Source organism: Paenibacillus sp. NAIST15-1, assembly GCF_001894745.1.
GTDB classification, from domain to species: domain Bacteria; phylum Bacillota; class Bacilli; order Paenibacillales; family Paenibacillaceae; genus Paenibacillus_B; species Paenibacillus_B suaedae.
In genome coordinates this window covers 102641-122235 of the sequence record NZ_BBYF01000013.1, presented here as the reverse complement: position 1 = coordinate 122235, position 19595 = coordinate 102641, and the positions used below count along the sequence as shown (strand labels likewise).

Annotated in this window: 1 protein-coding gene; it reads right to left on the bottom strand. The window is 51.4% G+C overall.

What is annotated here, in order from left to right; all coding sequences use genetic code 11:
- Window positions 1-239: 239 nt before the first annotated feature.
- Window positions 240-19517: a non-ribosomal peptide synthase/polyketide synthase gene (locus PBN151_RS22675; RefSeq protein WP_072730798.1), complete on the bottom strand. Its 19278-nt coding sequence runs from the start codon at window positions 19515-19517 to the stop codon at window positions 240-242.
- Window positions 19518-19595 lie beyond the last annotated feature (78 nt).

Here is a 19595-nt window from a genome sequence, read left to right as displayed (position 1 = left end):
GGGTGTAATGGAATAGAAGAGCGCGTCCCCACAGCGGGCACGCGCTCCCGCAATTACATAATTCCAAGCTCAGCATGTATCGCTTGTGTACATGTACAAATGTAGAACAAGGTTGTGCACCTAGTTAACCAAATTGATAGAGCTGCAACCCTAGCTATGATCGTTCGATAAGCGCGGTTTCTCAGGGTGGAGACGGTAAGGCGTTGCTGCCTTACCGCAATACCTGCTGCCAGCACATTTTAGAACGCGAACTCGATCGTATCGATCTTGCTCTTTTCCTGTGTCTGCTGTCCACTTATCGAAATATCTTGAATGCGGATGCGAGGGTTCTCGCATACTTGGGACAGGATTGACAAGTAATCTCTCATCATTCTGTGTATGCCAGCTGCTTTGAACAGCTTGGAAGCATACAGGAAGCTTCCCTTCATCCCATCGTCTTCTTCCGATACAGACAGCGTCAGATCGAACTTCGCGCTGACCGAGTCATCTGTCACGTAAGGTGATATCGTCAATCCACCGATTCCGGCTTCACGCTCCTCCGTATTCTGGAGGACGAACACCGTATCGAACAATGGATTGCGGCTTGTCTCCCACTGCAGCTTCAAGAGGTCAATCAGTTCCTCGAATGGATATTCCTGATGTTCGAATGCACCTAATGTTGTCTCTTTCACCTCTGCCAAGAACGATTGGAACGTTTTATCGCCCTGCGGACGGTTACGAATCGCGAGGGTATTGACGAACATACCGATCAACGGCTCCAAATCGGCATGATTGCGACCCGCAACAGGAGTACCGACAATAATGTCATCCTGACCGCAATATTTGGATAACAGAATCTGATAGGCGGACATTAAGACCATGTACAGTGTGCACTCATGATTAGAAGCAAGTTGGTTCAGCTGACCCGTCACTACCGGGTTAATTTCGAATTCGATCTGCTCCCCTTCGAAGCTGCGAACCGCCGCTCTATCATAATCCAACGGCAACTCTGTGTTCGGAAGATCGCCTTGCAGCATACTCATCCAATAGTCTTCTTGGTGCTTCAGCCTCTCAAGATTCTCACTCGTCTGCTGCCATACCGCATAATCCTTGTACTGGATACGCAGCGGCGGCCGTTCTTCATTCGCATACAATCGAGTAAATTCATCAACTAAATTGCTCATTGAGACACCGTCAGAAATGATATGGTGCATATCAAAGACGAGAATATGCCGATCCTGCCCAACTTCGAACAACCCGACCCGCAATAATGGCGGATGCTCCAGGTCGAACGGTCGGATAAATTGTCCAATCATCTCCGGAACTTCGTCCTCGGATACCTGTCTGTAGTCAATAGCGAATTCCGTATTGCGATGGATGCGCTGCATCGGCTCGCCGTCTACCATCTCAAAGCCAGTACGTAAAGTCTCGTGACGAGCGATGAGCTTCAAAAATGCTGTCTGGAATTGATCTCGATTCAGCTGTCCTTCAAGCACCAACATGCCAGGCATATTGTAGCTGAGCTCGCTTCCTTCCAGCTGGCTCATGATATAGAGTCGCAACTGAGCCGAAGATAACGGATAGTATTCTTGCTCCTCGGCAATCGGAATGGCTGTATACCATGAGGTCTCCATTTGCGAGATTGCTTGAGACATCTCCTCGATAGTCGGATGACGGAACACACCTCTTAACGGGAAGTTGACGTTCATTTCCTTGTACAGCCTGCTCACCAGCGTCGTTGCCCGCAGCGAGTGACCGCCCAGCTCGAAGAAGTTGTCCTTCACGCCTACGCTTGCTAACCCCAATACATCCTGCCAAATGCTTGCAAGTCTTGCTTCCGTATCTGTACGCGGCGCGACATACTCCGTTCCAGTCTCAATGCCGCCTTCTGGCTTCGGCAGCGCTCTCCGATCGATCTTCCCATTCGGCGTCAGCGGCAGCCGCTCCAACTGTACGAAGTAGGACGGAATCATGTAGCCTGGCAGCTCCTGCGACAATGCTGCCCGCAGCTCGCCCGCCGTGAGCGAGCGCTCTGCTGTGAAATACGCGCACAACTGCTTCTGTCCCGCATGATCTTCCAGCGCCACCACGGTCGCCTCCTGTACCGCCGGTACATGAAGCAACTGCGATTCCACCTCGCCCAGCTCAATGCGGAAGCCCCGGATTTTCACCTGATGGTCGCTGCGTCCCACATACTCGATGCTGCCGTCTGGAAGCCAGCGCGCTACGTCACCTGTCTTGTACAGCCGCTCACCAGGTGCGAACGGGTTATCTAGGAACTTCTCCTCCGTCAAGTCCGTTCTCCCCCAGTACCCGCGTCCGACACCTGCCCCGGATACGTAGAGCTCGCCCTTCACGCCGATCGGCTGCAGGTCGAAGCTGTCGTTCACGATGTAAATGCTCGTGTTCGCGATCGGCTTGCCGATTGGCGGCAGACCAACCTCGATAACTTCCGGCGTCATCGTGTAGGTCGTCACGACATGAGTCTCCGATGGCCCGTAATGGTTGTGCAGGCAGATATCGAGTCGCTTCAAGCACGCCTGCACTTGCGGTGTCACGACCAACTGCTCGCCCGCCGTAATGATATGGCGAACGCAGCGCGGGAATGCTTCGGCCCACTCCGGCTCGGCGAAGATGAATTTCAGGAACGCCACTGGAATGAACATCACATCGATTTCATGCTTTTCGATTTCCTGGAACAAGCGTACCGGATCCTTGCGCATCTCATTGTCGACCATATACAGGCTTCCGCCGAACAGGAGCGCAGAGAACATTTCCTGATAGCATACATCGAAGCTGCCGGACGCATATTGCAAGATCCGCGAAGGCATCGGAATGTTCGTGCCTTTCTGCTGATAATGCAGCAGGTTGACCATGTTGCCGTGCTCCAGCATGACCCCTTTCGGATTGCCCGTCGTTCCGGATGTGTAGATGATATAGAGCAGGTTGGACGGTTTGCTGCCATTCGGTACGTCAGCTCCGTCGCCTTGGTACAGGGACTTATCGCGTACATCAATTAGGCGGACGTCATCAGGAATGATCCCCGGCAGCTCCGATTGCGCCAACACCAGCTTAGCCCCGCTGTCTGCCAGCATATAGCGAATACGCGTCTCTGGATATTCGGGATCGATCGGTACGAATGTGCCCGATGCTTTGAGTACGGCCATCACTGCGACGACTGTATTCAGCGTTCGCTCGACAATAATGCCGACAGGCTGCTCTGCGGTCACCCCATACTCACGCAGCTTCCACGCTAGCTGATTCGCCTTCCGATTGAGCTCTCCGTAGCTTAATTGCTCGCAGCCAGAGACGACAGCAACAGCATCTGGTGTCCGCTCCACCTGTTCCGCGAACAGTTCATGAACCGTCTTGTCGCTTGGATGCGCCATATCCGTATCATTGAACTTATCCTGAAGCAGCGCCTTTTCCTCATTTGTTACCATGCTCAAGTTAGATAGACTTGCTTGCGGGTTATCCAGCACCGAATCGACTAATTGTTCGAAATGTCTTGCCATTCGCTCAATCGTGCCTCGCTTGAATAAATCTGTTGCGTATTCAATGCTGCACACGATTTCCGCTTCATCCTCTTCCGCTTGGAAGGTCAAATCGAACTTGGATACGGTGTGTTCATTCGGCACCGACTGGAGTCGTACCCCATCAATCTTCATTTCACCTTGATCCGCATTTTGCAAAATAAACATCGTATCAAATACCGGATTGCGGCTCATATCGCGCATCACTTGCACCTGTTCGACCAATGCTTCGAATGGATAATTCTGATTCTCGAAGGCGGCAAGTGTTGTTTCTTTTATTTCATCCAAATAGGATAAGAAAGTCTTGCTGGCAGCCGGATAGCTTCGAATGGCCAGCGTATTGACGAACATGCCGAGAAGCGGCTGTAAGTCTCCATGGTTTCGGCCTGCGATCGGCGTACCTACGATAATGTCCTCTTGAGCGGAATACTTGTGAAGCATCGTCTTGTACAGCGCGAGCAGCACCATGTACATTGTGGCTCCGTTCTCCGCTGCAATTCTCCGCAGCCCCGCACTTCTCAATGGATCTAGATCGAACTGCAGCAAATCTCCGCGGAAGCTTTGCGTTGTCGGACGAATGGAGTCCGTCGGCATTTCCAGCACCGGAAGCTCTCCACCCAGTACCTTTAGCCAATATCCTTCTTGCAGCTTCATTGCCTCCTGCTGAGTATCCGATTGCTGCCATACGGCGTAATCCTTATATTGAATCCGCAGCGGCGTAAGCTCTTCTCCACTGTACAAGCGGACAAACTCATTGATGAGAATGCCCATCGACGTACCGTCTGAGATGATATGATGCATATCGAACATGAGAATGGAACGTTCTTCCGCCAATTCGATAACTCCGATTCGCAGCAGAGGCGGCTTCTCCAATTGGAAGGAACGGACAAACTGCTGCATAAGCTTCGAAGCACCTTCCTCGTTTGCGAGCACATGCTCGATTGCGAAGTCTACTTCCGGGTAAATCCGTTGAACAGGCTCGCCGTTCACAATCTCAAATCCAGTGCGCAGCGTATCATGGCGCTCAATCAGTCTCTTGAAGGCTTCTTCCAATCGCCCAAGATCCACAGCTCCCTCAAGCAGCATCATGTTCGGCATGTTGTAACTCAGTTCCGCCCCTTCAAGCTGATGAAGAATATACAAGCGTTTTTGAGCCGAAGACACCGGATAATGCTGGCTTGGAGCCGCCACCGGGATACTCACATGCCTGCTTCCCTCCGCATTGCTGAGTCGCTTCGCCATCACTTCAAGCGTCGGATATTGAAATACGTCTTTCAACGGCAACTCGATATTAAGCTCCTGATGCAGTCTGTTTACGAGCAGCGTCGCCTTCAGGGAATGACCACCCAACTCGAAGAAATGATCCGTCACGCTTACACTGCTAATACCGAGCACATCCTGCCAAATTTGAACAAGCTGTGCTTCAAGCGGCGTCCGCGGCGCAACGAAAGTCTCTCCGCTCCGTCCTTCTTCCGGAGCCGGCAGCGCCTTGCGGTCTACCTTGCCGTTCGGTGTGAGTGGAAGCTGTTCCAGCTGAATAAAGTGCGCTGGAAGCATATAACTTGGCATAGCTTGACCCAGCACTTCGCGCAAATGATTCGCCTCAAGCGGACGCATCGCTACATAGTAGGCGCATAGCTGCTTCTCGCTTGTGTCAGTGTCTCGTGCGACGACGACCGCTTCCTGCACATCCTCTACATTCAGCAGCTGCGCCTCGATTTCTCCTAGCTCAATCCGATATCCGCGAATTTTCACCTGTTGGTCGATTCGGCCAACATATTCAATGGAACCGTCAGGAAGCCATTTCGCCAAGTCTCCCGTGCGGTACATCCGCTCTCCCTGGACGTACGGGGAATCGACGAACTTCTCTGCCGTCAAGTCTGGACGATTCAAATATCCTCGTGCCAATCCATCACCTGCCACGCACAACTCGCCGGCAACGCCTACTGGCTGCAGCTTATTGTTCGCATCAACGATATAGATTGACGTATTGCTGATCGGACGTCCAATCGGTACCGTCACCGCATTCTCCGGAACTTCGTACACATCGTGGCAAGTCGCAAATACGGTGCTCTCCGTCGGGCCGTATACATGCTTGAGTGTACCTGGCGCGACATGATTGAGCGCCTTGCGGACGTGGCTGACAGATACCCGTTCGCCACCGAATAAGATAGCCCGAATATTGCTCAAGCAGGAAGCCTGGACATCAACCAGTACGTTGAAGTACGCCGTCGTGATGAACATAACCGAAATCTTCTCTTGTACGATCAACTCAGCCAATTGCCGTACTTCCAGAAGCGTCTCGTGTGGTACAAGAACAAGCTTGGCCCCGTTCAGCAGTGCACCATAGATGTCGAAGGTCGACCCGTCAAATGCATAGCTGGACATTTGCAGCACGTTGTCATGATTTGTGATGTCGATATACTCGGTTTCTCTCACCACACGTACAATATTGCGGTGCGTCGTCAAGTTCCCCTTCGGCTTACCCGTCGTGCCGGATGTGTAGATGACACAGGCTAAGTTCTCGCTGCTTGCGTCTGTGTTCGCCTCAAGATTCGAACCGTTGCTGTCATAGGATGTTTCGGTGTCAAGATTGATAATTGCATCAAGTGGTGATGCGTCCATGACTGGAATTTTCCCCGTTAAGTGCTGCTGTGCCAGCATGATTCGCGCACCGGAATCTTCAAGCATGTACCGAATCCGTTCTTCCGGATATTCCGGATCGATTGGCACATACCCGCCTCCTGCCTTCAAGATTGCCAGAATACCAATAATCATATCCGGCGAACGTTCAGACATGAGGCCTACCAGCTTATCCGTTCCAACTCCGACTGCCCGCAGTGTACGTGCCAATCGGTTCGCCCGATCGTTCAAATCACGATACGTCATCTGGACATCTCGGAAGGAGATGGCTACTGCATCAGTATGTCGTTCGGCTTGTTCCTCAAATAAGCGATGCAGCATCATGTCTCGAGGGTAATTCGTAAATGTATCGTTGAATGATTGGACCACTTCCGACTTCTCGGCTTCCGTCGCGAGCTCCAGATCTTCTACAGCAATCCGTGGATTGTCTACGATCTGCTCCAAAATATTGTTCAAATGCCCCATCAACCGTTCCATGTCTGCTTGTACGAAGCGGTTAGCATTGTAATCAAACCGAATAGAGATTTGTTCTCCCGGTACAACGATCAAGTTGAAATCGTAATTGGTCTGTTCCTCCACCGCTACATCAGTTAAGGATGGCATACCGTGCTCGTCGCCGCCCGCCTGCTCTAGCTGTTCGTCCATCGGGTAGTTCTCGAACACCATAATTTGTCTGATCGCATTCTGCTTCAGCGCACTTCGAGATTGTATCTCATACAGCGGATAATAATCGTACTTGCCGGACTCCAGCGCTTGTTCTTGAAGCAGCCCCATCAGTTCCGCAAAGCTGGTGCTTCCCTCGCACTTGACGCGGATCGGAATCGTATTAATGAATAAGCCGATCATCGTCTCAATGCCTGGCACCTCTGCTGGTCTGCCTGATACGACGCTGCCGAACACAACATCATTTGTGCCATTGTATTTTTGCAAAATAACGCCCCATGCCGCTTGCAGTAAAGTATTAAGCGTAACCTGATGCTGTCTCGCCGTCCGGCTAATGGATGCGCTCAAGCCAGCATCCAATTCACGACTCCATTTTTCAGCCTTATATGGTTCACTATCGATTCCCGCCGATGATTCTTGCGGGATCTCTGTTACCTGATCGTAATCAGCCAAGTATGCAGACCAATAAGTCCCGGCCGCCTCCTCGTCCTGCTGCCCTAGCCATTCAATGTATTGGCTGTAAGCTGGAACCGCTGTTCTATCCGGCGACTTCTTCTGCAGCAAGGCGGCATACGTATCGAACAGCTCTTGCATCAGCTGTGGCAGGCACCAGCCGTCCATCAGGATATGGTGAGAGCTCCACAGTACACGGCAGCTCAATTCCCCTGTACGGATAGCCGATACGCGTATCAGGGCACCTTGTGCGAGATCGAAGCCAAGCAGTTGGTCACTGCTGACCGCTTCCTTAATGAAGGATTGCTGTTCCTCTTCATTCAAAGCGCGCACATCCTGGAACGAGAATCCGATTGGTTTGTTCCGGAATACGACTTGTACCGGTTCGCCTTGAGGGCCGCTAATGAAGTTCGTTCGCAACACAGCGTGCCGCTTCGCCAATTCGTTCAGACTGCTGGAGAACAGTTCCACATCAAGCGTACCTTCCAATGTGAACATCGTCTGCTCATGGTACGCCCCCGTCAGACTGTCCATCGCGCTGTGGAACCACATTCCCTTCTGCATCGGCGTCAATGCATATACATTCTCGATCTCGCCGATATGCTGCATTTGCGAAGATATCCGATCCAGCCACTCCAAGCTAAGTCCCTTAAACAAGACATCACTTGGCGTCAATTGCGTCCGTTCCTGTGATTCGCAGTGTGCGATAATTTCCTTCAGTGATTCTGTAAGGAAATCGCCCAATTTCTCCATAGTCTCTTTGCGATACTCCTTGACGCTGTAGCTTAATCCCAGTGTCAATTGGCCTTCTGCGATCACGCCGTTAATATCGAGCGGATACTTGCGCTCCTGCTCATCGCTAATCTCCGAACCGCTTGCATATGGAGATACACTCAGTTCGTTATTGCTCAAGTCCGCATCGAACTGTCCCAGGTAGTTGTAACGAATTTGTGTAGTTGGCGCATCATTCCAAGCCTGTTTGCCCGAATTGGATAAATACCGGAACAGACCGTACCCGATTCCTTTGTTCGGAATGCGGCGCAAATCCTCTTTTACCTTCTTGATCTGAGATCCAAGACTGTCGTTCGCTTCCGTCACGAGCTCAAACGGATATTCGGTCGTAAACCAGCCAACCGTCCGCGTAATATCCATGCCTTGTATAATGGACTCGCGACCATGACCTTCCAGCGTAACCAGTATGCGCTCGATGCCGCGCCACTTCATGAGTGCCCTGCCAAGCGCTGTGAGCAGAATATCATCCATTTCGGTGTTGTAAGCACGGTGAACATGCTTCAGAAGCCGTTCTGTATCTTCCCGATTCCACTCGAGCACGACGGATTCACTATCGCGCTGCAAGGAAACCGTGCACTCGCTGTCTTTAGGCAGGGCGGCCACTTTCGTCTGCGCGACGCCGAGCCAATAAGCAGATTCCTTATCCATCGCTGAACTATTCGCATACTCTACTAGCTGTTCCGCCCATGTACGGAAGCTGTCCGTCTTCATCGGCAGACGTACTTGGCGTTGATTCAGCGCCTGTTCGTAGCCTAATGCGAGATCCTCAAGCAATATTCTCCAAGACACGCCATCGATGACTGCGTGGTGGATAACGAGCAGCAAGTGATCACCATCACTGCCGTGGAATAAGCCTGCCTTGACCAAAGGCCCTGCCTGTAGATCAATACTGCCTTGAATGTGGTTTGCTTCCGCTTCAATCGCTGCGGCAAAATCCGACTGATCCGTTAAATCGATCTCTTCCATACTGAAGAGTTCGCCCTCTACTAGGGATCGATTCCAGAGCGAAAATTCTCCTTGTTCCGTTCTCTGAATTACAATACGAAGCGCATCGTGGTGTTCAACCAACTTATGAAGCGCCTTGCGCACTGCATCTGCGACAAAGCCATCCTTGCGATACAGCATTACCGACTGATTGAAATGATGCGGATTCGCAAACTGCTGATGCTCGAACCAATGAAGAATCGGTGTCATCGGCACCTCACCGACGACTTCTCCCTGATCAGCCGTTCGATTAATCGGCTGCATGTATGGAACCAACTGTGTAACCGTTGGGTATTTGAACAAGTCGCGAATTTCAAGCTTGAAGCCCGCCTGCTGCATTCTTGCTGCCACTTGAATGGACTTGATGGAATCTCCGCCAAGCTCGAAGAAGTGATCGGTTATCCCGACACGTTCGATGCCAAGTACGGCTTGCCATACGGTTGCCAGCATCTGTTCCGCTTCCGTGCGCGGAGCAACATATTCCGATTCAACTTGAAGGCTTCTCTCTGGAGCCGGTAAAGCTTTGCGATCCAGCTTGCCGTTCGGCGCCAGCGGCATCTGCTCCAGCCTTACGAAGTATGATGGAATCATGTAGCTTGGCAGTTCGGCGGCAAGTGCGGCTCGCAGGTCACTTACTGTTGCTTCTCCGTCTGCTACATAGTAGGCGCAAAGTGACTTCTGTCCGCTCTCGTCTTCCCTCGCAACGACGACTGTCTCCCGAACCGCGTCAATATTCAGCAGCGCAGTCTCCAGCTCGCCAAGCTCGATTCGATAGCCGCGGATTTTCACCTGATGATCAATCCGTCCTAAATATTCGATGTTGCCGTCTGGCAGCCACCGCGCGAGATCACCTGTTCGGTACATCCGTTCACCCACGGAAGGCACCAATACGAATTTCTCTTCTGTCAGTTCTGGACGGTTCCAGTATCCGCGCGCCAATCCGACGCCCGCGATGCACAGTTCGCCCGCGATGCCGATCGGCTGTACTTGATTGTGCTCGTTCACGATATAGATGCGTGTATTGTCAATCGGCTTGCCAATCGGCACACTCACATACGTTTGGCCTAGTTCGCAGTCGAAGTACGTGACATCAACCGTTGCCTCTGTCGGACCGTACAGATTGATGAGTCGTGCTCCGCTGGCAGGTACAACATACTGATGGAATCGCTCGACCTGCGATGCCAACAGCGCCTCACCGCTCGTGAACACCTGCTGGAGTGGAGACAGACGATCACGCTCTGCCTCAGGCAGCTGCTCGATATGCTCGAGGAAGGCGTGCAGCATTGATGGCACGAAGTGCATGGTCGTAATATCGTACTGTTCAATCGCCTCAACGATTGCTGCCGGATTCTTCTCTCCGCCAACTGGAAGCATAAGCACCTTCGATCCGACAAATGCCCACCAGAACAGCTCCCAAACAGATACGTCGAACGTGATCGCCGTCTTCTGCATAATGGTGTCATTCGCATCAATCGGGTACCGCTTCTGCATCCACAACAAGCGGTTGATGACTGACGTATGCTCGACCATAACCCCTTTCGGACGTCCGGTCGTACCAGATGTATAGATGATGTAGGCGATATCGGTTGGCTTGTTGACCACCTCAAGGTTTGAGTTATCCTGATCGTACGAGTCAGCATCATCCAGATTAATAACGCGGCCAGCAAAATCAATTGCTTCACCCACGCTGCCTTGAACAATCAGTACTTGAGCCTCGGAATCGTCCAGCATATATCGGATGCGTTCTTCTGGATAATCCGGCGCGATCGGCACATAAGCGCCGCCAGCTTTCAATATCCCCATGATGCCAACCATTAGCTCTAACGATCGTTCCGCCATAATGCCGACGATCTGATCCGGAACAACGCCTGCTGCTCGCAGTGTCCGCGCCAACTGATTGGCACGATCATTCATCTCCTGGTAGGTCATCGTATCTGCTCCGTACAACACCGCCGCCGCATCCGGCGTCCGCTGAACCTGCTCCTCGAACATCCGATGAATCATCTGTTCGCGAGGATATTCGACTTCCGTATCATTGAATGCCGTCAGAAGCTCTGCCTTCTCGACGTCGGTCGCCAGACGGACATCTTTCACAGCAATGGCCGGATCAGCTGTTACCTGCTCAAGGACGTGAATCAGATGCTGCCGCACTCTCTCCATATCTGCTCGAACATACATGGCGGCATTGTACTCGAGGCGAATCATCATATCCTCGCCAGGCATCACTACGAGATTGAAATCATAGCTCGTCTGCTCGGCCACCCGCACGTCAGTAATGTTCAATTGTCCCCGCTCATCACCAGCCTGTTCCATTTGCTCTTCCATCGGGTAATTTTCGAACACCAGAATATGATTAATCAAATCCTGCTTATGAGCGCTGAGCGCCTGTATGTCATACAGCGGATAATAATCATACCGCCCTGACTCCAGTGCCTTCTCCTGAAGTTGCTTCATCACGTCGGCAAATCTGTCATCCGCTTCACACACAACACGAATCGGAATGGTGTTAATGAATAGTCCAATCATGGATTCAATGCCTGGGATTTCCGCCGGTCTGCCCGATACGACTCCGCCGAATACAGCGTCGCCGGTATTGTTGTACTTCTGCAAAATAATGCCCCATGCCGCCTGCATTAGCGTGTTCAGCGTCAGCTGATGCTGCTTCGCTACCCGATGCATCTTCGCAGTTAAAGCCTCGCCCAGTTCAAATACGAGATTGTCAGCAATATATACATCGCTGCGCCCGCTCGATTTCTTCTGAGGAAGAACCGTTTGCTGATCGTAATCCGACAGATAGTCACTCCAATACTGAGATGCAGCTGTGTAATCCTGCCTGTACAGCCATTCAATATAGAGACTGTATGGCGATGCTCCCGATCGGCTGCTTGACCGTCCATTTACGGAATCGGAATACGTCTCGAGCCATTCTTGCGTGAGCTGCGGCAAGCACCAGCCATCCATCAGAATATGATGAGAGCTCCAAATGACATGACTGCAGTTCACGCTCGTCCGCAACACGGACACCCGCATGAGCGCATCGCGCTCCAGATTGAAGCCCCGCTGCTTGTCAGCTTGCGCCATCGCTTCAACTCGATCCTGCTTCTCATGCTCCGGCAATTCCGTTAGATCCTCGTAACTAAATTCCAGATTCTTATTCCGGTATACAATTTGCAGCAATTCTCCGTTCCAGCCGCTGAAGAAATTGGTGCGAAGCACCGCATGGCGCGTCGCGATTACATCTAGGCTGCTTGCGAATAGCTGAACGTCAAGCTCTCCTTGAATCGAAAAGCGAGTCTGTTCAAAATAAGCGCCCGCTTGACCGTCCATCGCGTTATGGAACCACATTCCCTTCTGCATCGGCGTCAGTGCATAAATGTTCTCGATGTCCCCGAGATCCCTCGTCTGCTCCGCAATACGCTCCAGATCCTCAATACCAAGCCCGTTAACCAATACGTCACTTGGTGTCAATTCTGGCTTATCTTTCGATGCGCAGTGGGCAACGATCTCCTGCAAACTTCCCTTCAGCAATCCTGCCAGTCGGTCGATCGTATCGCGGCGGTATTGCTTGCTGCTGTAGCTCACTTCCAATGCAAGAACCCCAGCCGATATCATCCCGTTAAAATCAAGTGTGGTGTTACGAGCCTGACGAACGCTTATCTCTGCTCCGCCCGAATATGAAGAGACTTCCATCTCATTGTTCTGCAAATCCTGATCGAATTGTCCCAAATAGTTGAAGCTGATTTCTGGCTGAGCTGATGCTTCTGATCGTGATACATTTTCCGTACCTGAGTCCGATAAATATCGATGAATGCCATAACCGATGCCTTTATTCGGAATACGTCGCAAATTTTCCTTCATTCGTTTGATTCGATAGGACAAACTCTTGTTCGGATCGCTCTCGAGCAGGAATGGATATTCACTCGTGAACCACCCCACAGTGCGCGAAATATCAAGCTCCGGCATGATATTTTCGCGGCCGTGTCCTTCAAGTGTAACTAGGGCTTTCTCATGTCCACACCATTGCTGTATAGCCATGCCGAGCGCCGCGAGCAGAATGTCGTTCATGTCCGTGTTATAAGCCCGGTGAACATGCTTCAGCAGCATATCCGTCTCCTCCCGGCTCCATTCCACTACGACCGACTCGCTATCCTGTTGCAAGGATGTCTTCGCTTCAAAATCCTTCGGCAAAGGCAAAATACTCGTTGCATTCGCTTCTGCCTGTTCCCAGAAGACTTGTTCCTCTATCATGGCTTCGCTTCGTGCATATGACGCGAGCTGATTCGCCCATGTGCGGAAGCTGTCCGTCTTGGCAGGCAGCCGAACAGGCTCTCCCTTCAACGCTTGTTCATATCCAGTAGCGATATCCTCCAGCAAGATGCGCCAGGACACACCGTCAACAACGCCATGGTGCATAACAAGCAGAAGATGATCCCCCTCATCGGTACGGAACAATCCGGCTCTTGCCAACGGCCCATCGTGCAGGTCGAAGCCGCGCTGAATCTCCGTGGCCTTGGCTTCAATGATCTGCCGTACATTCTGCTCATGATCACCTGATGCTGAGCCAGTAAGGTTCAGAACTTCCAGATGGAACAATTCTCCCTCTTCGATTGCGCGATTCCAAGCTGTATAATCACCTTGATCATTCCGTCGGAATACGATGCGCAGCGCATCGTGATGTTCCGTTACTGCCTGAAGTACATTGCGGATTGCCGCTTCGTTAAAGCCTTCTCTCCGGTACAGCATGATCGACTGGTTATAGTGATGCGCGTCGGCAAACTGCTGTTCGAAAAACCATCCAAGAATCGGTGTAAGCGGCACGTCACCTGATACTTCGCCCTGATCTGCAACCTTGCTTACCCTCTGCAAGTGGGATCCCAGTTGGGCAATCGTTGGATACTTGAACAGATCCCGAATTTCAAGCTTATAGCCTGCTTGCTGCAATCGGGAAGCAACTTGGATAGACTTGATGGAGTCGCCTCCAAGCTCAAAGAAATGATCCAGCACACCGACTCGTTCAATACCAAGGACGGTTTGCCATACATTCGCCAGCGCTAACTCCTCTTCCGTGCGCGGCGCCACGTATTCAATCCCCGTGTGCGCACCCGCTTCCGGGGCAGGCAGCGCCTTGCGATCGACTTTCCCGTTCGGTGTGAGCGGCAGGCGATCCAGTTGAACGAAATAGGATGGAATCATATATGCGGGCAATTCATCGGCCAATGCGCTTCTCAGTTCACTCACCGTCAGATTGCGATCCGCAACGAAATAAGCGCATAATGCTTTTGTCCCGTTCGGATCCTGACGCGCCACGACGACACTCTCCCGAACAGTCTCCACCTTGAGAAGCTTGGACTCGACTTCGCCGTTCTCAATGCGGTAACCACGTATTTTCACTTGATGGTCGATACGGCCTAAATATTCGATGTTGCCATCCGGCATCCAACGAGCCAGATCCCCTGTGCGGTACATTCGGTGATCCTGCAGGAATGGATCTGCGACGAATTTCTCACTCGTCATCTCTGGGCGATTCCAATACCCGCGACCGACGCATGGGCCGCCGATATAAAGCTCACCGATGACACCAACCGGAAGCAAGGAACGTTGTCCGTCCATAATGTACATCGTTACACCCGGCAATGGTTTTCCAATCGGTAGCGCTCTTGGAACAGTTGGAGTCGTTGGTTCATAATAGCTGGCATCGATGCATGTCTCAGTCACGCCATAGCTATTAATGATGCGGAACTGCGAACCGAATCGATCCAGCATCTTCTGAAACTCATCCGGCGGGCAATAGTCCGATCCAACGGCGACAAGCTTCAAGCTGCTGATATCCAGCTTGTTCTCATACACATATTCCATAAGCGGAATGACGATAGACGGCGTGCAGTCGAACATATGAAGACGATGCTTCCGGATCAATTCGTAGATTGCAGCCGGATTCGCACGTGCATGCTCAGGGCAAAGAACCAGTTCCCCGCCATGCAGCAGCGCACGAATCAAATCACCTGAAAATACGTCGAATGAGAAGCTCGCCCATTGCATCCAGCGAATGCTTTCTTCCCGCAGACGATATTCACATTCCCAAGCCTTCGCCATAACTGTCAGTTGTCTGTGCTCAATCATGGCACCCTTCGGCTGTCCGGTCGTGCCCGATGTATAAATGACGTAAGCCAGGTGTTGTGGTTCAGTGATGGACACAAGATTGGCAGCATCCTCAGCATAGGATGACTCCTCATCAAGCAGAACCCATGTACCGTCAAACGATGAGAGAGACTGTAAATGGCTCTGCGTCACCAATACGTTTGCCTTGGAATCCTCCAGCATGTAACGGATACGTTCTTCCGGATATTTCGGATCAATTGGAACGTAAGCGCCGCCTGCCTTCAAGATCGCCATAATGCCCACGATCATGTCCAGCGAACGGTCTGCCAAGATGCCGACGAGCTGCTCCGGCTGCACGCCGTGTTGACGAAGCGTACGTGCCAGACGGTTCGCCCTCTCGTTCAACTCCCGATACGACAGTTGTTCATTCTCATGCACGACCGCAGTTCGTTCCGGTGTAAGAGCGGCCTGCTCCTCAAAGAGTTGATGAACCGTGTGCTTCTGCTCCATTTCTGACGGATCATGATTGAACTTGAATCGAATTTGCTCTTGCTCACCCGTCGTCAACATCCCGAGCACGGAGATTTGCGCCTCAGGCGACTGTGCAATTGAATGAAGCAGCTGTCGATAATGATCCGCCATTCTTACGATTGTGTCTTGTCTGTATAAGGACGAAGCATACTCCAAGCTGCAAGCGAGCCCATCCGCTCCTTCCGCAACGTCCAAGCTGAGATCGAACTTGGATATTTGGTGTTCGAAGCCATACGGCTTCAATTGGAGTCCTGGAAGTTCAAAATCCTTGTTCTCCATATTTTGTAGGGAGAACATCGTATCGAACAGCGGGTTGCGGCTCATGTCTCTTGTAACATGAAGCTTCTCAACAAGCTCTTCGAATGGGTACTCCTGATGTTCAAATGCAGCTAACGCCTGCTCCTTCACTTGTTCCAAATAAGCACGGAAAGTCGATTCTCCAGCCGGATAATTGCGAATTGCGAGCGTATTGACGAACATACCAATAAGCGGCTGCAAATCGTCGTGCATTCTCCCTGCGTTCGTCGTGCCGACGACAATATCTTCCTGACCCGTGTACTTATGCAGCAGCACCGTGTAAGCTGCGAGCAGAACCATGTATAACGTCGTTCCGCTATCCGCTGCGAGGCGTTGCAATGCCGTACTTATATCCGAATCGACCGTAAATTCATAGGTCTCCCCTTCGTAGCTCTGAATGGCTGGGCGCGCGTAATCCGTTGGAAGCTCAAGTACAGGAAGTTCGCCGCTAAATGCTTGCAGCCAGTAGGCCTCCTGCTGCTTCGAGCGCTTCTGCTGTGCTTCCGATTGCTGCCAAGCGGCAAAGTCTTTATATTGAATACGCAGCGGTGGCAGCTCCTCACCCCCATACAACCGAGCGAACTCCTCTACTACGACTCCCATAGATGCACCGTCAGAAATGATATGGTGCATGTCATAGAGGAGCACATGTCGATCCGGCGCCATTTCAATTAAGCCAACCCTCATCAACGGCGGAGTCATCAAGTCGAACGCTCGGATAAATTCGCGGGCTTTCTGCGCCGCTTCCGCCTCGCTTGTCTGCATATACTCAATGGCAAAGCTTACATCCTGATACACCTTCTGCACCGGTTCTCCGTCCATCAGCTCGAATCCGGTACGCAGTGTCTCATGTCGTGCAATCAGCTTGCGGAATGAGGCTTCGAGGCGTTCTCTATCCAGCAGTCCCTCCAGCAGCATGGCACCCGGCATATTGTAACTCTGTTCCGCACCTTCGAGCTGCTGCAGGACATACAGCCTCTTTTGCGCTGAAGATACCGAATAATACTCGCTTTCCTTTACCCGTTCAATCGCGCTGAACTCCTGCTGCTCCATCCCTTCCATAAGCAAAGCCAATTCTTCGATCGTCGGATTGCGGAACAAATCCCGAAGCGGCACATTGACGTTCAACTCCTTGTGAAGCTTGCTTGCCAATGTAGCTGCCCGCAGCGAGTGTCCGCCAAGGGCGAAGAAATTATCCTTGATGCCGACCCTTTCCACACCAAGCGACTCCTGCCAGATTTGCGCAAGTCGTTCTTCAAGTGGAGTACGAGGCGCAATATACTCCGTGCCAATAGCCATGTTAGCTTGGGGATCGGGCAATGACTTGCGATCCAGCTTGCCGCTTGGCGTAAGTGGCAGCTGTTCCATTTGCACAAAGTGAGAAGGAATCATGTAATCCGGCAGATTGGAAGACAACGCCTCCCTTAATTCCGTCACAGTAAGCTCAGCGTCAGCTACCATGTACGCACACAGCATATGTTGGCCATTACCGTCCGGCCTAGCATCCACGATGACCTCTCGCACACCCGCTACCTTCTTCAAGCTCGACTCGATTTCGCCCAGCTCGATACGGAATCCACGGATTTTGACTTGGTGATCAATCCGTCCCAAATATTCAATTGTGCCGTTCGGCAGCCATCTGGCGGAATCACCAGTATGGTAAATGCGTTCACCTGGCACAAATGGATGAGCCGCAAATTTCTCTTCCGTTAATTCCGGACGGTTCAAGTAACCTCTCGCCAGTCCCTCACCGGCTATGCATAATTCGCCCGGCACATGTAACGGCTGCAACTCTCCAGAAGTATTCAAAATCAGTACACTCGCATTAGAGATCGGTGTACCAATGGTGATGGGTTGATCCTTCTCGAGGCCGATTGCGCAGGTCGCCACGACGCTGTTCTCTGTCGGTCCATATTCATTAAACAGCTTTACATCAGGAAGCTGCTCCTTGCTTCTAGCTACTAATGCACTGCTGACACTCTCGCCAGCCAATGTCACTGTACGCAGCGTAGACACAGATTCGGCCTGCATCACATTGAGCAGCGCTCCGTATAGATTTGGTACGCAAATGAAGTGCGTGATTCCCGATTGGCTGATAGCGCCATGCAAGGCGAGCGGATCCTTCGCGTCTTCTTCCTTAAGTAAAAATAAACCTGCGCCGGACAATAATGAGCAGAACGCGCTCATGACGAAGCCGTCAAAGGAAAATGAAAACAATTGCAGAACCCGGTCGAAGGAAGAATGCCCGTATGTCCGAATTCTCCACAACAGCGCATTGACTGCGCTTCTATGTTCAATCATGACCCCTTTCGGATTGCCTGTCGTGCCCGAAGTATAGATGACATATGCCAAGTTGCTTGAATCGGACACAGAGGAAAGTTCCGTCTCGTCGTCATGATAATTATGTTCGCTATTCATATCCACGATCGTGCCTTCATAGGTGACACGCTCGCGAAGATGGTCTTGAAGCATTAGCGTCTGCGCTCCCGAATCCTCGAGCATATAACGAATGCGCTCCTGCGGATATTCAGGGTCGATCGGAACATAGGCCCCGCCAGCCTTCATGATGGCTAGCAAGCCTACAATCATTTCGAGCGACCGTTCGGCCATGATGCCAACGAGCTGATCGGATCGAACGCCAGCGTTCTGTAACGTACGCGCCAGCCTGTTCGCCCTTCCATTTAGCTCGGCATATGTTAACTGTTGCTGCCCATAAACTGCCGCAACAGCATTCGGCGTGCGACGTGCTTGTTCCGTGAAGAGTTCATGAATTGTTCGGTCACGTGGATACTCTGCAGCCGTCGTATTAAATCCGTGCAGGAGCAGCGATGTTTCCTCATCCGAAAGTAAGCGAAGATCCCCTAAATTCGTATTTGGCTCAAGCAATACGATGCTCAGCACGCGCTGCAAATGCTCAATGATTTGCGATATAAATACCGAGTCATAGACACGTTCGTTATATACAACGCTCAAAAGGAGGTTCTCAGCTTCGAACTCAAATTGGAACAATACATCTGCAACAACCGTTGGAATAAAGTTAACGGTATGTATATTCTTCAGAGCTGCCATCGTATTGATGACAGGCAAGCCATTCTTTTCTTGTACATTCATCTGCTCAGTTATGAGCCGGAAGGGGATATGCTGATGTCGAATCGCTTCTGTAAAGGATTGTTTCAGTGAAGTAAGCAAGGATTTGAACGTGAGCTCTTCATTGACATTCTCCTTCAATAGGACGACTTGATTGATGGGAAGTCTCTTCTCCCCTGCTTTTCGCACGATAGGCATGCCGATGACGATGCGATTCTCACTCGTGTATTTGTGCAGCAAGCATTGGATGCCACCTAGTAAAATCATGAAGGCTGCTTGATGCGAGCCCTTAGACATGCGAATAATTCGTTCCGAAATTTCAGCAGGCATCGTAACAGAAACGGAATAATGTCGTGCCGCTTCACTGCTTGGAGTGCTCGTGTAGGGCAAAGTCGTAGGCGTATCTTCAGTATCGAGTTTCGCTTTCCAAAATTCGATTTCTTTATCAAAAGCCATTCTGATCATCTCCCCTCTCAAATCAAGTAAAGCCCCTAGAGGACGGCATCCGTCCATCCGGGTACGTGCCTGTAAATC

Bases quoted from the DNA above. Each gene is read 5' to 3' on its own strand.
- PBN151_RS22675 (WP_072730798.1), bottom strand. From the start codon at position 19,517: ATGGCTTTTGATAAAGAAATCGAATTTTGGAAAGCGAAACTCGATACT.